The organism is Dolomitihabitans soli (assembly GCF_022213955.1).
In the GTDB taxonomy this organism is placed as follows: domain Bacteria; phylum Actinomycetota; class Actinomycetes; order Streptosporangiales; family Streptosporangiaceae; genus Streptosporangium_A; species Streptosporangium_A soli.
Window position 1 is genome coordinate 39,714 of the sequence record NZ_JAKNTW010000022.1, and the last position, 16,890, is coordinate 56,603.

The 16,890-nt window shown below is 68.7% G+C and carries 14 protein-coding genes; 8 read left to right on the forward strand and 6 right to left on the reverse strand.

Annotated elements, in window-relative coordinates; all coding sequences use genetic code 11:
• Window positions 1–5: 5 nt before the first annotated feature.
• The 4 genes from MBA17_RS33645 to MBA17_RS33660 form a co-directional block, all read right to left on the reverse strand.
• Window positions 6–2,225, reverse strand: a complete 2,220-nt coding sequence (locus tag MBA17_RS33645) for an FtsX-like permease family protein (RefSeq protein WP_238501241.1) — start codon at window positions 2,223–2,225, stop codon at window positions 6–8.
• Entirely contained in the window at window positions 2,222–2,914 is a 693-nt protein-coding gene (locus MBA17_RS33650) for an ABC transporter ATP-binding protein (protein WP_238501243.1), read from the reverse strand. Before MBA17_RS33650 ends, MBA17_RS33645 begins: the two co-directional genes overlap by 4 nt.
• A complete protein-coding gene (locus tag MBA17_RS33655) occupies window positions 2,911–3,438 on the reverse strand; it encodes a PadR family transcriptional regulator (RefSeq protein ID WP_238501245.1) in 528 nt (175 codons plus the stop codon). The genes MBA17_RS33650 and MBA17_RS33655 overlap by 4 nt, the downstream gene beginning before the upstream one ends.
• Before the next feature lie 234 nt (window positions 3,439–3,672).
• The gene (locus MBA17_RS33660) at window positions 3,673–4,386 is read right to left on the reverse strand and encodes a coiled-coil domain-containing protein (RefSeq protein WP_238501247.1); all 714 of its coding nucleotides are present in this window, start codon (window positions 4,384–4,386) and stop codon (window positions 3,673–3,675) included.
• A 218-nt stretch (window positions 4,387–4,604) separates the two neighbouring features.
• On the opposite strand from MBA17_RS33660, the gene MBA17_RS33665 reads away from it, so the two are divergent.
• Complete coding sequence (locus MBA17_RS33665; RefSeq protein ID WP_238501250.1) at window positions 4,605–7,100, forward strand: DEAD/DEAH box helicase; 2,496 nt, start codon at window positions 4,605–4,607, stop codon at window positions 7,098–7,100.
• Between the two features lie 294 nt (window positions 7,101–7,394).
• Window positions 7,395–8,885 carry a protein kinase domain-containing protein gene (locus MBA17_RS33670; RefSeq protein ID WP_238501251.1) on the forward strand — a complete coding sequence of 497 codons (1,491 nt, stop codon included), beginning with the start codon at window positions 7,395–7,397 and terminating at the stop codon, window positions 8,883–8,885.
• 130 nt (window positions 8,886–9,015) lie between these two features.
• On the opposite strand, the gene MBA17_RS33675 is transcribed toward MBA17_RS33670, so the two are convergent.
• Together MBA17_RS33675 and MBA17_RS33680 are read right to left on the reverse strand one after the other, a co-directional pair.
• A complete protein-coding gene (locus tag MBA17_RS33675) occupies window positions 9,016–9,300 on the reverse strand; it encodes a DUF2087 domain-containing protein (RefSeq protein ID WP_238501253.1) in 285 nt (94 codons plus the stop codon).
• Window positions 9,301–9,438: 138 nt separating this feature from the next.
• The gene (locus tag MBA17_RS33680) at window positions 9,439–10,332 is read right to left on the reverse strand and encodes a helix-turn-helix domain-containing protein (RefSeq protein WP_238501255.1); all 894 of its coding nucleotides are present in this window, start codon (window positions 10,330–10,332) and stop codon (window positions 9,439–9,441) included.
• A gap of 54 nt (window positions 10,333–10,386) precedes the next feature.
• Here MBA17_RS33680 and MBA17_RS33685 point away from each other — a divergent pair, with 54 nt between their 5' ends.
• The 6 genes from MBA17_RS33685 to MBA17_RS33710 all read left to right on the forward strand — a co-directional run bounded on the left by MBA17_RS33685 (window position 10,387) and on the right by MBA17_RS33710 (window position 16,704).
• On the forward strand, window positions 10,387–11,190 hold the full coding sequence (locus tag MBA17_RS33685; protein WP_238501257.1) for a phytanoyl-CoA dioxygenase family protein: 804 nt from the start codon (window positions 10,387–10,389) through the stop codon (window positions 11,188–11,190).
• Between the two features lie 519 nt (window positions 11,191–11,709).
• Window positions 11,710–13,617 (forward strand): hypothetical protein, encoded by a 1,908-nt coding sequence (locus tag MBA17_RS33690; RefSeq protein WP_238501259.1) that lies wholly within the window; start codon window positions 11,710–11,712, stop codon window positions 13,615–13,617.
• Between the two features lie 2 nt (window positions 13,618–13,619).
• Complete coding sequence (locus tag MBA17_RS33695) at window positions 13,620–14,222, forward strand: hypothetical protein (RefSeq protein WP_238501261.1); 603 nt, start codon at window positions 13,620–13,622, stop codon at window positions 14,220–14,222.
• Between the two features lie 7 nt (window positions 14,223–14,229).
• A complete protein-coding gene (locus MBA17_RS33700; RefSeq protein WP_238501263.1) occupies window positions 14,230–14,532 on the forward strand; it encodes a hypothetical protein in 303 nt (100 codons plus the stop codon).
• Window positions 14,533–14,930: 398 nt separating this feature from the next.
• The gene (locus tag MBA17_RS33705) at window positions 14,931–16,088 is read left to right on the forward strand and encodes an MFS transporter (protein ID WP_238501265.1); all 1,158 of its coding nucleotides are present in this window, start codon (window positions 14,931–14,933) and stop codon (window positions 16,086–16,088) included.
• Between the two features lie 160 nt (window positions 16,089–16,248).
• Window positions 16,249–16,704 carry a GNAT family N-acetyltransferase gene (locus tag MBA17_RS33710; RefSeq protein ID WP_238501267.1) on the forward strand — a complete coding sequence of 152 codons (456 nt, stop codon included), beginning with the start codon at window positions 16,249–16,251 and terminating at the stop codon, window positions 16,702–16,704.
• The last annotated feature ends 186 nt before the right edge of the window (window positions 16,705–16,890 follow it).

Here is a 16,890-nt window from a genome sequence, read left to right on the forward strand (position 1 = left end):
GGCTCCTATTCGAATCGGGCGTTGTCCGGCGCGGTCATGCGCCTGAGCAGCGGCAGGCCCATGAGAATCACCAGCAGGGAGGCGGCTAGTCCGCCGCCGACGGTCGCGAAGTAGACAGGTCCGGGCATCGCCAGGGAGGCGCCCTTCATCGCGAGCTGGTCGATGAGCGGCTCGGCCACGCCGAACCCGGCGCCGGCGGCGAGCACGGCGGCCAGCACGAGCGGCAGCGCGGACTCCAGCAGCACCACCCCGGCCAGGGTGCGGGTGGGGGTGCCGGCCAGCCGCAGCAGGGTGAACGGCTGCCTGCGCTCCACCAGCCCGCCGCCGACCGCCACCACGAGGCTGCAGCCGCCGACGAGCAGGGTCAGCGCGACCATGGCCAGCGCGATGTTCTCGCCCCGGGTGTACAGGGTCGCTCTGACCTGGGCGACCTCGGCGAAGGTCATCGGAGCGTCAGCGGTGTGCTCCGCCAGCAGCGTGCGGATCCGCTCCACCGCCGCCGTGTCGGCCGTGGAGATCAGGATCGACTCCAGGTCGAGGCCGGTCGTGGTGGAGACGGATTGGCTGGCGGGTCCCGCGAGGGGGAGGATCTTGTCGATGGTGAGCGGGTTGTCGACGTTGACCACGCGGTAGAAGGCGCCCGCCACGGCCTGCGCGGACGCCGGGCACCGCCCGAGCACGGGGAAGCGGGCCAGGCTCGCGCATTCGACGACGGTCGTCGCGGGCGGTGAACCGTCAGCAGGCAGAGGGATGGTCGCCGAGTCCGTCTTGGCGTAGATCGGCAGCACCTCCACGCCCGGGTAGCCGCGCAGGCGGGCGAGCAGGTCCGCCTGCACCTGCTGGGACAGCCCCGTGACGCCGGGCCGGGCGAACTGGGCGCGCAGCACGTGGTTCAGCGCGCCGCCGGCCACGGCCTGCTGGCCGGAGAGCACCGCGGGGACGATGCCCGCGATCGCCGTGCCGATGAACACCGCCAGCACGAGCCCGCTCACCGCGCGGAAGGCGGCCTTGGGGTCCGCGGCCATCCGCTGCGCGGCCAGCAGCGTCGCCGCGCTCCGGGTCAGCCGGGCGGCCTGGCGCGCGGCCCGCATCGTCAGCCAGGGCCCGGCCAAGACCAGCCCGCCCATGATCAGGGCGAGCCCCGCGCCGGCCAGCAAGGCGTCGGGCTCCTTGCCGTTCCGGTACACCGGGCCCGCGAACAGTCCCAGCCCGGCCAGCAGCGGGATCAGCCGCCACGCCCGCGGCGGGGGCGGCGTGACCTTCCTGGCCGCGCCGAGCGGTGAGATCCGCACCCGGCGCAGCGACCACAGCGCGGCGCACGCCGCGACGACCGGCACACAGACGAGCACGGCCGCGTACTGCCAGGGCTGCGGGGCGATCAGCTCGGGGAAGAAGCGAAACTCGGTGATCCGCACCCCGGCCAGCGCGGGCCGTACCACCTGGAAGAGCGCGAGGCCGGCCAGCGCGCCGAGCAGCGCACCGAGGGCGGCGTCCACCGCGGCGAGCACGTTGACCTGCCGGGAGGTGGCGCCCACCAGCCGGATCGCCGCCAGGCGCATCTCGCGCCGCGCGGCCGCCAGCCGGGTGGCGGTGCCCACCAGCACCAGCAGCGGGACGATCAGCCCGATGGCGGCGACGACGAATCCGAACTGGTAGACGTCGGCGTTGCCGTCGACCGCGGGCTCGGTGGCGACCATGTCGACCTGCTGGGCACCGGGCATCGCGGCGACCTGCTGCAGCGTCAGCCCCACCACGATGGCCAGGTCGTCGGGCCCGGACAGCGCGGCCTGGCCGATCAACCCGGCGCGAGTACCGGGGAAGCGGTCGGCGAGTTGCTCGCGCGGCGCCGAGTCCAGCAACCTGGCCAGCGCGGGCGACGCGTAGTACTGGCCTGGGCCGGGCATGCGGGACAGGCCGGGGATGACCGGTGCCCGGCTGCCGAGCGCGGCGGCGTCCAGCCTTTTGATCGTCTGGCCCGCGTAGTAGTCCTCGTGGCGGTTCCACAAGGCACCGTCATTGGTGGCATCGAGTGCCCAGCCGCTGGGCGCCGTGCCGCGCGTGCACTCCCAGCACAGGCGGTCGCCGGTGGCCTGGAAGGCGTTGAAGAGCGACAGCGTGGCCAGCAGCACCGCGACGCCGACCGCCACGCCGACGACGATCAGCGCCAGCCTGGCCGCCGCCTCCCGGCCACCGCTCAGCGACAGCCGCAGGCCCAGCAGGATCATCGGCCGACCCCGCTCGCGTACGGGTCGGTGACCCGGCCGTCGCGCACGACGACCTCCCGGTCGGCGCAGGCGGCCACCCGGGCGTCGTGGGTCACCACGATCACGGTGGTGCCCTCCTCGCGGGCCAGGCCCACCAGCAGCTCCATCACGAGTTCACCGGTGAGCGAGTCGAGCGCGCCGGTCGGCTCGTCGGCGAAGACGACCCGCGGCCCGGTCACCAGCGCCCTGGCGATGGCCACCCGCTGCGCCTGCCCGCCGGACAGCTCCCCGGTACGCCGGCCGCCCAGGTCGGCCAGCTCCAGCCGCTCCAGCCAGGAGGCGGCCCGCGCATAGGCATGCTTGCGCCTGGTACGGCCGAGCAGCAGCGGCAACGCCACGTTGTCGGCCACGGTCAGCTCCGGCACCAGCTGGCCGAACTGGAAGACGAAGCCGAAGGCGACGCGCCGCAACTCACTGCGGCGGCCGTCGTTCAGCGTGTCCAGCCGCCGCCCGTCGAACCACACCTCGCCGCTGTCCGGGGTGAAGATCCCGGCCAGGCAGTGCAACAGCGTTGACTTGCCGGAACCGCTGGGTCCCATGACGGCCAGGACCTCGCCTGCGGTCACCGACAGGCTGGCCTCCCGCAGCGCGGGCGTGTTGCCGTAGGAGCGGCTGATCCCCTCGGCCCGCAGCAGAGCGTTGACGATCATCGGTCGCGCACCGCCGCCGCCAGCGCCCCCAGCCGGGCCTGGGTGACGTCGATCCACCGCAGGTCGGCCTCAAGGCGGAACAGGCCATGATCGGCCAGGAGCGCGTCGACCAGGTTGCCGGAGCGCTTGATCTCGGTCAGTTCCCGCATGCGCCGTATATGCGTCGCACGCTGGGCATCGAGATAACCCGACGCGTCGCGGCCCAACATCAGCGCCAGCACGACCTTGGTGAACAACACCGTATGCAGGTACGGCTCGGCCGCGACCGGCTCGGCCAGCCACGCCTCGACCTCGTCCTTGCCCACGGGGGTGATGGCATAGCGCTTGCGGTCGGGGCCGTCGCCCGGTTCGCTCTGCCCGGCGGTGACCTTGCCGTCTCTGGCCAGCCGGCCGAGCGTGGAATAGACCTGGCCGAAGGGCAGGGGCTTGCCCCTGCCGAAGAAGGTGTCGTAGTCGCGTTTCAGGTCGTATCCGTGACTCGGCTCCCGTTCCAGCAGGCCGAGCAGTGCGAGGGGGACGCTCATGGGAGGCGACTATACACCGGGAGTATATACGCCGGATCTAAGGCCGCTTCCGAAGGAGCGCTTCCCACGGCTCGCCGCGGTGGAGGAGGCGGGGGTGTTCGCCGTGTCGGACTCCACGCCGCAGATCATCCGCCCATGACGGCGGCCGGCTCGACGCGGATGAACCCCACGGTGGCGCGCCTCTGACCGATTGTGAACGGGGAGCCCTTTACGGCGGACTCCCCGTTCGTCGTGTTAGGCCGCTGCGGGCAACCGGCGCAGGATCTCCTGGAGCATCTCGCCGTGAGACCTCAGGACGACATCCTGTCCCTCCATCCGGCCCTCCATCCGATCCAGCCGCTCATCGACCTTGTCCATCCGGACCTTCAACTCCGCGACATCCGACTTGAGGGTCTCCACGTCGGTCTTGAGGATCTGCACGTCGGTCTTGAGGGCGGACACATCGGACTTGAGCCCCGCGACATCCGACTTGAGGACCTGCACATCCGACTTGAGAGTAGACACGTCCGACTTGAGCCCCGCGACGTCGGTCTTGAGGACCTGCACGTCGGACGTGAGGGCGGACACATCGGACTTGAGCCCCGCGACATCCGACTTGAGGACCTGCACATCCGACTTGAGAGTAGACACGTCCGACTTGAGCCCCGCGACGTCGGTCTTGAGGACCTGCACGTCGGACGTGAGGGTCACAACGTTGGACTTGAGGGTGGACAGCTCGCCCCTGACGTAAACCGCCTCAAGTTTCACCTCGGTCTTGAAGGCGGTGAACTCGGTGGCGAGATTGAGGACGTCGTTGCGAAGACGGGTGACGTCGGTCCCGACGTAGCCGATCATCTCGGTAGCCGCGAGGTAGCGCCCGTAGGCGATTCCGGCCAACTCCTTCACCGCCTTCATGTCGTCCTCGAGCACGAGAACACGGGGCTCCATGGCACAGCTGGTGATGGTCACGGTAGCAGTTCCTTCCGGGGGGTGTGTAACCGAACGAGAGCACACAGTAACGGCTGCGGCGACTCCCCGAGAACGCCGCGAACCCCTCCTCCACCTGGGGAGACAGTTCTCATCCCAGGTATGAGGATCGCTCACCGAGCCCACCCGACATGTACGACTTATTCTTGACTGGCCGCGTCAGGTATGGACCACTCCCCGGGTTTCGGCAAGATGTGAGTGTGAGCCTCATCGAGCAGCTACCAGACGAGATCGACGCCGACCCCGATTCGATCTTCGACGCCTTCGTGGCGTGGAACACCGAGCGCGGGCTCACCCTCTATCCGCACCAGGAGGAGGCGCTGATCGAGGTCGTCTCGGGCAACAACGTGATCCTGTCCACGCCGACGGGGTCGGGCAAGAGCCTGGTGGCGGCGGGAGCTCATTTCACAGCGCTGACCAGGGACGTGCGCACGTTCTACAGCGCGCCGATCAAAGCGTTGGTGTCGGAGAAGTTCTTCGACCTGTGCGCCGTGTTCGGCACCGAGAACGTCGGCATGATGACCGGCGACGCCAGCGTCAACCCCGGCGCGCCCATCATCTGCTGCACGGCGGAGATCCTTGCCAACGTCGCGCTGCGCGACGGCGCGGCGGCCGACATCGGCCAGGTCGTGATGGACGAGTTCCACTTCTACGCCGAGCCCGACAGGGGCTGGGCCTGGCAGGTCCCGCTGCTGGAGCTGCCGAATGTGCAGTTCATCCTGATGTCGGCCACGCTCGGCGACGTCGCCATGTTCGAGGAGGACCTGACCCGGCGCACCGGCCGCCCCACCTCGGTCATCAAGAACGCCGAGCGGCCGGTGCCGCTGATCTACTCCTATCGGCTGACCCCCCTGCACGAGACCCTGGAGGAGATGCTCAGCACCGGCCAGGCCCCCGTCTACGTGGTGCACTTCACCCAGGCCGCCGCCATGGAACGGGCCCAGGCGCTGATGAGCATCAACATGTCGACCAAGGCCGAGAAGGAAGCGATCTCGGCCATGATCGGCCACTTCCGGTTCACCACCAAGTTCGGCAAGGCCCTCTCCCGGCTGGTACGACACGGCATCGGAGTCCACCACGCGGGGATGCTGCCCAAGTACCGCCGCCTGGTGGAACGGCTGGCGCAGTCAGGGCTGCTGAAGGTCATCTGCGGCACCGACACGCTCGGCGTCGGGGTCAACGTGCCGATCCGCACGGTGCTGTTCACCGCCCTGTCGAAGTACGACGGCACCCGGGTGCGCAGGCTGCGGGCCAGGGAGTTCCACCAGATCGCCGGACGGGCCGGGCGGGCGGGCTTCGACACCATCGGCTACGTCGTCTGCCAGGCCCCCGACCACGTCGTGGAGAACGAGAAGGCGCTGGCCAAGATCGGCGACGACCCGAAGCGGCGGCGCGGCTACACGAGGAAGAAGCCGCCAGAGGGTTTCGTCGGCTGGAGCGAGGAGACCTTCGAGAAGCTGCAGACCGCCGAGCCCGAGCCGCTGAACTCCCGGTTCAAGGTGAGCAACGCGATGCTGCTCGCGGTGATCAACCGGCCGGGCGACTGCTTCGCCGCGATGAAGCACCTGCTCACCGACAACCACGAGGACCGCAAGTGGCAGCGGCGGCACATCAGCCAGGCCATCGCGATCTACCGGTCGCTGCTCGCCGGCGGCGTGGTCCAGACGCTGCGCGAGCCCGACGACCAGGGCCGGATGGCCCGCCTCACCATCGACCTGCAGGACGACTTCGCGCTCAACCAGGCGCTGTCCACCTTCGCGCTGGCGTCCTTCGAGCTGCTCGCCCAGGACAGCCCCGCCTACGCGCTCGACATGGTCTCGATCGTCGAGTCCATTCTCGACGATCCTCGCCAGATCCTGTCCGCGCAGCTCAACAAGGCGCGCGGCGAGGCGGTCGCGGAGATGAAGGCCGACGGGATCGAGTACGAGGAGCGGATGGAGCTGCTCGCCGAGGTCATGTATCCGATGCCGCTGGCCGACCTGCTGCTCGGCGCGTACGAGACGTACCGGCGCGGGCACCCGTGGGTGGGCGACTACACGGTGAGCCCCAAGTCGGTGATCCGCGACATGTACGAGCGCGCGATGACCTTCACCGAGTACGTCGCGCACTATGACCTGGCCCGCTCCGAGGGCACCGTGCTGCGCTACCTGGCGGACGCCTACCGGACCCTGTCCCGGACCATCCCCGAGCACCTCAAGACCGAGGACCTGGTCGATCTGATCGAGTGGCTCGGCGAGCTGGTCCGCCAGGTCGACTCCAGCCTGATCGACGAGTGGGAGAAACTGGCCAACCCCGAGGCGGCCCTGGCCGCCGAGCAGGAGATCGAGACCAAGCCGCGCCCGGTCACCGGCAATCCCCGCGCGTTCCGCGTGCTCGTGCGCAACGCGATGTTCCGCATGGTGGAACTGGCCGCGCTGGAGCGCGAGGCGGCGCTGGCCGAGCTCGCGCCCGACGTCGACTGGGGGGCGGCCCTGGACGCCTACTTCGAGGACCACGAGGAGATCCGCACCGACCCGGACGCCCGTGGCCCGGCCCTGCTCCGCATCCAGGAGGAGCAGGAGCTCTGGCGGGTCAGGCAGACCATCCACGACCCCGCCGACGATCACGACTGGGGAATCGACGCCCAGGTCGATCTGGCCGCCTCCGACGAGGAGGGCCGCGCCGTACTCCATGTGACCGGCCTGAACCGCCTCTGACCGCCGGCCCAGTCAGACGCTGACCGCCGGCCCGCCTCTGGGTGGGCCGGCGGCGCGGCGCAGCAAGTGGGCGGAGTCGGGGCCGGGGCGGCGGGTAAGGATCAGCGGCCCGGATCACGGCATGGCTCGGCACCGACTCGTCCCGCCAGACGATCTCCTGTGTGGAGGACATCCGGCACCCTGGAGAGTTCATGATCTCAGGGGCGGGGATGGCGGAAACCGTCAGGCAAATCACCACTTATACCGCTATGGTGCAGAAGATCCGCTCCCATCCGCCTCAGGAGTCACCGCCCGATGCCGCAAGCCGAACCACTACGCGCAGGTGACCCGGCGGGGGTAGGCCCGTACCGGTTCGTCGGGCGGCTGGGTGCTGGAGGTCAGGGCGTCGTCTACCTCGGGCAGGCTCCCGACGGGAGGCTGGTCGCGGTCAAGGTACTGCAAGACGGACTGGCCGGCGACGCGGGGTTCGCGAAGGAGATCGCCGCCGCACGCCGGGTCGAACCGTTCTGCATCGCCCAGGTGCTCGACGTCTCGGTGACAGGAAGGCCGTACATCGTCACCGAATACGTCGAGGGACCCTCGCTGCAGCAGGCGGGCCGGCACACCGGGGCGGACCTGCAAAGGCTCGCCGTCGCCACCGCGACGGCGCTGGCCGCGATCCACCAGGCCGGTGTGGTGCACCGGGACTTCAAACCGGCGAACGTCCTGCTCGGCCCCGGTGGACCGCGCGTCATCGACTTCGGCATCGCCCGCACCACCGACGCCGCCGCCACGGTCACCAGCGCGGTCATCGGCACCCCCGCCTACATGGCTCCCGAGCAGCTCGGGGGGCAGCAGATCGGCCCGGCCGCCGACGTGTTCGCGTGGGCGTCGGTCATCGTGTTCGCGGCGACGGGCACGCCGCCCTTCGGCAACGACACCCTCCCCGCGATCATCAACCGCATCCTGAACAACGAGCCCCAACTCGGCGACCTGCCGGGGCAGGCGCTGCGCTCGATCGTGTACCGGTGTCTGGACAAGGACCCACTGCGGCGCCCGGCCATGCGGGACGTGCTCCTGCACCTCCTCGGCGGGCAGGAGCAGCAGCAGGCCACGGCGCCGGGGAGGGCGGCGGGACGGAGACGCGCCCCCTCCTCCGGTCGCGTCAACGTCCCGCTGGTCGCCGGAGGCGCCGTAGCGGGGGTGGTCGCCCTGGTCGCGGGCGTGGTGTGGCTCGTGCCCCAAACGGGACTCCTGGCCGCTCCGTCCGGCACGGCGACGAACTCCCCCGGGTCCGTCACCTCCGCCGAGGTCGCGACACCCCCTCCTCGGCGGACCAGAAAGCCTCCCAAGTCGACGCCGAAGCCGACCCGGAAGCCGACCCCGAAACCCACCCGGACACGGACTCAGGAGCCCGCGCCCACCCCGCGGCGCACGACCGAGCAGCCGACCCCCACTCCCGCCCGCACCACCAAGAAGCCCGCCACCAAGGGAACATTCAGAATCATCTCGGCCGAGGTGCAGGGATGGCCGAAGACGGCGACCTCCGACTGCTACGACGAGTTTCTGGCTTTCGCCGCCACGGTGGAGGCGAACAAGCCCAGCCTGTCGTTCTCCTACGCGTGGGTCCTGGACGGGAAGAGAGTGGCTCGCGGAACGTCGGGCATCGCCGGCGACGGCTACACCGGCACCGTCCCCTCTCAGGGACACCTGCTGAAGCCCGGCAACCACACGGTGACCTTCCAGCTCACCTCGCCGGTCTCCAGTAGCAGGACGGTCAACTTCTCCGTCTGCCCCCTGGAGTGACGATGACCACGCCACCCGGGACCAGCCCTCCCATGTCGGCCCCTACCGGATCGTCCGCACACGTCGGCCCTCGCCGAGGGCGCGACACGCGGCTCCCGCAGTACACGGCGGCCGGCCCCGCGAGGACCGGCTATCGCGCGTCGCCGGGCCGCCGGTAGCTGGCGCCGTCCCTGGTCCGCGCCAGCAGGCCCGCCTCGACCAGGTAGCGGCGCAGCGCCGAGTAGTCCTCGTGCACCGTGAGCAGCGCCTCGTTGACCTCACGTTCGTCGTAGACCCGGTCTCGCGCGAACATCGTCTCCGCGAGGTGCACGAGCAACTGCTCACGACGGGCCGCCCTGCGTGGGATCGTCGTCAGCCGCCCCTTGGAGAACAGCGCGGCCACCTCCCGCGAACCGCCGGATCGATCATCAGCCATGGCCGGAAGCCTCCCAGCCGCCCGGGGCACCGCGCAACGCATATTCACGGGCCGCCCTTTCCTTCTTGGCTCGGTCACACCTTCGGGTCCGGCCTTCTTGGCTCGGTCACACCTTCGGGTCCGGCCTTCTTGGCTCGGTCACACCTTCGGGTCCGGTCGGCGCAGCCGCGCGCGGTACTCCCTGGGCGGCAGGCCGTACTCCTGGCTGAAGGCCCGGCTGAAGTGGAACGGGCTGGCGAAGCCCGAGGCGGAGGCGACCTGGCCGACGTCCATGTCGGTCACCTCCAGCAACCGCGCCGCGTGCCGTACTCTCGCCTCCCGTACGGCGCGCATGGGGGTGCGGCGGGTCTGCAGGGCGAAGAGGTGCGCGAAGCGGGACGGCGACAGAGCGACGGAACGCGCCAGCGACGCCACGGTGTGCGGCGCGTCGGGCTCGGCGGCGATGAGCGCCTCGGCGTGCCGGATGCGGGGATCGCCCGCCTCGGCGGGCCCGGACGCGGCGGTGGCCAGCAGCAGCACCTCCTCCAGGGCGCCGAGCACCAGTTCGCGGGCCCCCGAGGTGGCGGCGACGGCCGGCCGGTCAGGACTCGTCGACGGCTCGGGCGGCACCCCGTGACCGCTCCACTTGGCGTCCGCGTTCGCCCTGCGGAACACCCGGCCGATCCGGTCACCGGCGGCGGGCGGCACCCCGGGGACCAGATGGCAGCGGGCGGTCGTGGCGTACGGGCCGAGCCAGGAGAGCCAGGCGGGACGCGGCTGGAAGTGCGCCCACCAGAACCGCCACCGGGTCGCATCCGGCGCGATCCGGTACGCGTGCGCGGCGCGGGAGCCGAGTACCACCAGGTCGCCGGGACCGGTGATGAAGGCCCGCTCCCCCTGCTCGACCCGCCCCGCCCCCGCCTCGGTCCACAGCAGCAGCCAGCTCGGCGCGCCTCCCGCCCGGCGCACCGCGTACCCGGGTGTCCGGTCGAAGTGACCGACGATCACCAGTTCAGCAGCAGGAACGGACATGTACTCAGCCGTCGCAGACATACCTTCCCCCGATCACGTTCCCTAGCGTGAAGGAAACCGAGTCAGGGAGAGAGTATGCACACCGTCGAGGTGCAGGGATTCGACGTCCACGCCTTCCATGAGGACGGCTTCGCGATCGTGCGCGGCCTGTTCGGCGACGGGGAGGTGGCCACGTTGCGGGAGGAGTTCATGGCCCTGCACGCGGCCGGTCCGATACCAGGCCATTTCACTCCCCAGCCGCAGGAGCCCGGCACGCCGTACGACGTGCTGCGTGACTATCCGCGGGTCATGCACCCGCACCAGGTGAACGAGACCGCCCTGCGCTACCTGCTGGACGCCAGGCTGGGCGCGGTCGTCGCCCGAATCCTCGGTGAGGAGCCGGTGGCGGCCCAGAGCATGTTCTACTTCAAGCCGCCGGGGGCACGCGGGCAGGCGCTCCACCAGGACAACTTCTACCTGCGGGTCGAGCCGGGCACCTGTGTGGCGGCGTGGATCGCGCTGGACGAGGTCGATCGGGCCAACGGCGGCCTGGAGGTGGTCCCCGGCACCCATCTGATGGATCTGTTCTGCCCCGAGGACGCCGATCCCGAGCTGTACTTCACCCGGGAGTACGTCCCGCCGCCGCCCGGCCTGGACCGGGTGCCCGTCGACATGGCCGCCGGAGACGTGCTGTTCTTCAACGGCAGCCTGGTGCACGGTTCGGAGCCGAACACCACGTCCGACCGGTTCAGGCGCAGCTACATCTGCCACTACGCCGCCCGCTCCACCACCCGTATCTCCTCCTACTACCCGACCCTGACCATGGCCGGCGAGAAGATCCACTTCGAGCCGGCCGTCGGCGGCGGCCCCTGCGGCACCGAGGCCGTCGGCCCGCACTGAACCCCGGTCTGTCGGCCGCCGCGAGGACCAACGGAGACGAGCGCGGCGGCCGACACGACGTGTGCGGCGACTCGTCCAGGTCTGACGTCTCCATCACGATCAGCTCACCTCCCCAAGGTCGGACGCCGCCAGCAGGCGGGAGAAGCGGCCGGCCGATTTGCGCGCGAAAATCAGGGAAAAACGCCCCTGCCGAGATAATTGATATCGATGCGGTGGAAATCTTTACGCACAGTCAAATTGAAAATAACCTGGTCGCCGGGGTCATCGCGTTTCGTCGATCGGGGGGTTCAGCGTCCTATGGCTCATCCGTCGCCCACGCCGTCTCCGCATGCTCCGCAGACCAGCGAGTTGCAATCATCGGCCACCGCCACGCCCACCCCCGGCCCGCAGTCGTCCCCCACCCCGCAGCCCACCGACCCGCTCCCAGCGCCTACATCCACGCCTTCGCCGCACCCTCAACCGACCACTCCCCCGCCCCGGGGAGTAAACGGTGAATATTCGGGGATCAACCCCGCGTTGATGGACGACTTCGAGCGGGGGCTCGGCCGGGCAGAGGACACACTCGGCCAAAACGAGCCACAGATCCGCCGCACCTTGGAGAAACTCGACTTGGACACCTCGGGGCTGGGGGTCTTACGGGAAGTACAAAGCTGGATCAGGACCAGCCGTCCCGACCTGCGACGCCGCAACGAAACAATCCGCACAGAACAGACCGAATGGGGCAGCTCTCCCAATTCACCCGGCGGCCTGGCCGCCTTCGACGAGGCGCTGTACGGCAAAGCCGCCCACGATCCCGATCTCTATGCCGCGATCGTCCAGGTGACCAAAGCCGCCGAAAGCGGCGATGTCGACCCCAAGACGCTCAAGGAACTGGAGAAGCGCGCCGGAGACGCGACCTTCGCCGCCGCGATGATGGCCGCGATGGGCGCGACGAAGTTCCGCAAGGTGATGGCCGGGACCGTCCAGGACCGAGTAAACGACAAGGACCCGAAGGTGGAGCGACTGCAGGCCGCCCTCGGCAAGACACTCGGAACAGCCAGCCCTCGGCTGAGCAACGCCTGGCGCGACGAGTTGACCGCTGACATCGGCCTCTCCTGGCGGGAAGCCCACGCGGTCACCCTGGCACTCGGCCACGGCACCTTCGCCGGCGGCTTCTTGCTGGGGACGGCCAAGAAAATGGACTCGTGGTATCGCCAGATGGCCAAGCCCATCGCCGTGGAACCAGGTGTCGCCAGAGACCTCATGAAGGCCCTCAGCCGTGACCCCTCAGCGGCACAGGACTTCTTCGCCGGTGACGACACCGCGATGAAGTACTACCTGGCCGAAGGACGCATGGCCGATGACGGCAAGGCACTCGGCGGAGTCCTGGAGGCCGTCATGCTCACCTTCCGCGACCGCGACGGCTCACCGGAGAACCCATCACGCGGCTACCTGTCAGCCAAGCTGGCCTCAGAGTTCATCCACCTGGAAGCCGGACGCATCGAGAAGGGCTACCCTTCGGAATCATTTGTGCATCCCGGAAGCACCGGCCGAATCTTGGCGGGTTACATCAGCGATATCAACCGCGTTGCTCAAAGAGGTCGAAACATTGCTGCGCCCGGAGTCGAGGGAACCGACAATCCCAGCGTTCCTGGGCAGGAGACTTGGGGGGCCCAGTTCAACAAGAAGGAGCTGCGTCAGGTGATGAGGGAAGCGTTCGCTAATTCCAAGGCATTCGCTCCCGTATTGGCAGCTCAGACGGCATTCACCGGCCGACTTCTCGATCACGGCGCCGCCCAGATGGCCACCGGACGTGGCGACGACGCCCTCATTAACAATGGGCAACAGATCGGGGCCGGGTTCGGGATTATCACCGATGCAGCGGAGCTGGCCAATATCGAGGAAGGCAAAGCGTTGGATGAAACACATGAGCGCAACATGAAGCTCCTTATGGCTGCGGCCAACACCGTGCTCGCCTTCCCACAAAAAGGAGGATGGCCGATTGGCGCTGGCGTCTTGGGAGCCTGGACGGGCGTGATCGAAGACAGCGCCAAGGGCGACGCGGAGATCAAGGCCCGCAGCGACGCCAATGCCGCCGTCGACCAGAGCCGGAGCCTTGTACACGACCTCACTGCCCAGGCCATGCTCAAACACGGCCTGTTCGGCTCGGCCGATCTTCCCTCAAAAACCCACCCCTGGGCCTCGCTGGAAGGTCTGGAAAAGGGAGACGACCCCCGCGACAATCCCAACAACTTCCTCAAGGATGGTCGGACGTTGATGACCATGGACGAAATGATCGACAAGACGGCGACCAACAGCACCGACAAGTTCCGGCGGCTCGAGGCCTACGAGCGTTGGCTTTATGAGGGACCGTCGGGAAAACCCTGGCGGAACGTGGAGGGGCCCATGGGACAGGGATTTTCCGACGCCTTCGGCCAGTACGGATAATGATGAGGGCACCGCTCGCCATGACGACGGCGCTTGCCTGCACTCTGGTGGTATCGACAGCTTGCCAAAGCAACGGCGTGGAAGTCGACCGCACCGCGCTGCCAACGGTCGCCGCCCCACCGTACATCTGCGACCACATCCCACTTAAGGCAGTGGAGTTGATGACCGGCGTCCGCGACCCACTGGTTCGCGGCAACTTCGACCTCACGCTTTCCGGCGGCTTGGGCGCGGGGACTTGCGGAATCTATCAAAGGGACGGCGATCGCCTGAAGGTACTACTGGTTAACCTTACGCCGGGAGGTTATCCGGGTGCGGTCGAAGAGGAGCTCGAAGACGGCGGGTTGCCGATGCATGGAATCGTCCCGGGTGCCATCGGCTACTACTTCAAGCCCACAGACAGCAAAGACAACGATGCATATGCATTACTCGTTCGAGGCAAAGCAGAACTCAGTATTCAAATGGAAATAGGTGTCAAGGGGCGGGACAACGCCGCCGATGTGCTGGCGCTGATGAAGTTGATTGCGCCGAAGCTGATCACCGATGCCAGTGCTCCCTCGGCGACCCCATCCGCGAAAGCCGCGTCCCCCTCCCCGAAGGAGGACTGATCACGGCATGGCCGAGATGGTGCCCAACCCCCTCTACACGGCATTAGGGGATGCCCTGCGGTCGGTAGAGCCGTTGGTTCAGCAGATCGAGAAAGGTGTCGAAGCGCCTTACCAGGCCTTCTACTCCGGAAACGTGTGGACGGGGCCCGCTGCCAAACGCTTCGAGGGGCAGTTCACCCGCTATCGGACGCTCGTCCGTGGCTCCGGGGAAAGAGTCGTCACCGAACTGCGTCAAGCGCTGGCTCGGACGCCGCGTGAGGTGACCGAGGAAGAAGCCAAGATGATCATACGCAGGTACGGCCTGGCCTGACGGGGTGAGGCCGGCCAGGGTTCACTCAGCCGTTCCGACGTCGCAGCAGATACCGCGCGGCGCGTGGCGGTGAGGGTGCCATCAGCGGTGACGTGCGACGGGGGCGATCTCGCGCCGGGGCCGTAGGGACTGGCCGTAGGCGGACGGGCGCAGGATGACGGTCGGCCCTGCTATCTTGACGAGCATGTTCCTCCCCCGTGCGTAGGACCCGTGTCGACCGCGCCCACAGGCGCGGCATTCCGGTGTCCATGCACACACCGCAGCGCCGCACGTCCGCGCGCTGCCCTTTCGAGGACATATTCATGCCTTCGCCACCTTCCTCGTATTTCTCTGTCCTGCGTACTCGCCACGCCTCTCGCACGTTCGGTGCGGCCCTGCTGGGCCGGCTTTCGTACGGAATGATCTCTCTGTCCGTGATGCTGGCGGTCAAGGACGCCACCGGGTCCTACGCCGCAGCGGGTGCCGTCATGGCCCTGTTCGGGTTGACCAGTGTCTTTCTCTCGCCGGCCCGCGCGGCCCTGGTCGACCGGCACGGCCCGCGCCGGATTCTGCCCCCGATGGCCGCCGCCTACGCGGTGCTGCTGGGGACGCTGGCCTGGGCCACCTGGGGACGGAGCGCCTCAGTGGTCCTGCTGGCGGTCCTGGCCGTGACGGCCGGGGCCTGCACTCCGCCGCTCGGACCCGTGATGCGAACACTATGGAGCAGACTGGTCCCCGACCGGCGACTGCTCCAGCGCGCCTACAGTCTCGATGCCGTCGCCGAGGAGTTGCTCTTCGTCACCGGACCGCTGCTGGTGGGCCTGCTGGTGACGTTCACCGAACCCGCCGCAGGCGTGGCGGTCAGCGCCGCGCTCGTGATGACCGGCACATTGGCCCTCGTCTCGTCTCCGGCCGTCCACCCGGCGGGCGGCTCGTTCCGGGCCTCAGCCGACACGACGGATCCGACGCCCGTCCCAACGCGCGGGACGCGTCTGCGAGTGGGAGCCGGTCTGCGTCAGGCGATCGTGGTGTCGGCCGGGGTGGGCCTGTGTCTGGGGTCACTGGACCTGCTCGTGGTGGCCTTCGCCGAACAACGTCACCAGCCTGAGGCGGTGGCGTGGGTGCTCGCCGCCCTCTCCGCCGGCAGCGCGCTCGGCGGACTGGTCTACGGCGCCATCTCATGGCGAGTCTCCGACCGGTTGCGCCTGCGCTTGCTCGCCGCGGCCCTGGGGGTGTCTCTGACCGCGTCCGGGTTTGCGCCGAATCTGTACGTGCTCGTCGCGCTGGTCGGACTCGCCGGGTTGTTCGTCGCCCCCGCGCTGACCACCGCCTATCTGATCGCGGATGAGTCCGCCGCCCCCGGCACCCGTACCCAGGCCGGTGCGTGGGTCAACACCGCGGTCAACGCCGGATCTTCCGGAGGGACGGCGGCGGCCGGTCTGCTGATCGGGAATCTTCCGCTGGCTGTGTGCTTCGTGCTGGCGGCGGTCCCCGCTCTGCTGTCCGCGGCGGCAGCGGTGAACCGTACCCGCTGGTCCGTCACAACCGCCCCGGAACACTCCCTCGTCCGCCGGTGAGTGAACGACGCCGGCGGCCGGTTTGCTGAGCAGGAGGTTCGCATCGTCGCTCTGGAGTGGCCGGTGCGGTCCAGCAGGCTGCGGAGTTCGTCGAACGTCCCGGCGAAGTAGAGTGACGTGGCACCCACGGGACCAGAAGTCCCGAAGAAAGGCGAGCAAAGTGCAGATCGTAGTCGATGACCTCTCCGGGCCGCAGATCGCCGAGTTCCTCGACGAGCACGTCCAGGAGATGCGGTCCACCACTCCTCTGGAGAGCAAGCACGCGCTCGATCTCGACGGGCTCCGCAAACCCGAGATCACGTTCTGGTCCGTCATGGATGATGACACCGTGGTGGGCTGCGGTGCCATCAAAAGGCTGGACGCGGACCACGCCGAGGTGAAGGCCATGCGGACCACCGCAAAGCGCAAGCAGAGCGGGATCGCATCGCTGCTGCTGGACCACATCATCACCGAGGCCAAGCGCATGGGATTCACCCGGCTGAGCCTTGAAACCGGCGCGACCGAGTTCTTCCTGCCCGCTAGGAAGCTGTACGAGAAGTTCGGGTTCGACTACTGCGAGCCGTTCGCCGACTACCGGCCCGACCCGTACAGCGCGTTCATGACGAGGGCACTCTAAAGATTCGATCCCGGCTCTGACGATTGCTCGCGTCGCCCATGCCGCAGGCGGCGCGAGCACTGGCCGTGATCACGTGGCACGCGACGCTGGGCCGTCGGCACCCGCACGCGCATGGCCCGCGCTCCCCCGATTCGCCAAGATCAAGGACGGTGGCGAGCCCGGACCGAGCGCCACGCGAGCGCGAAT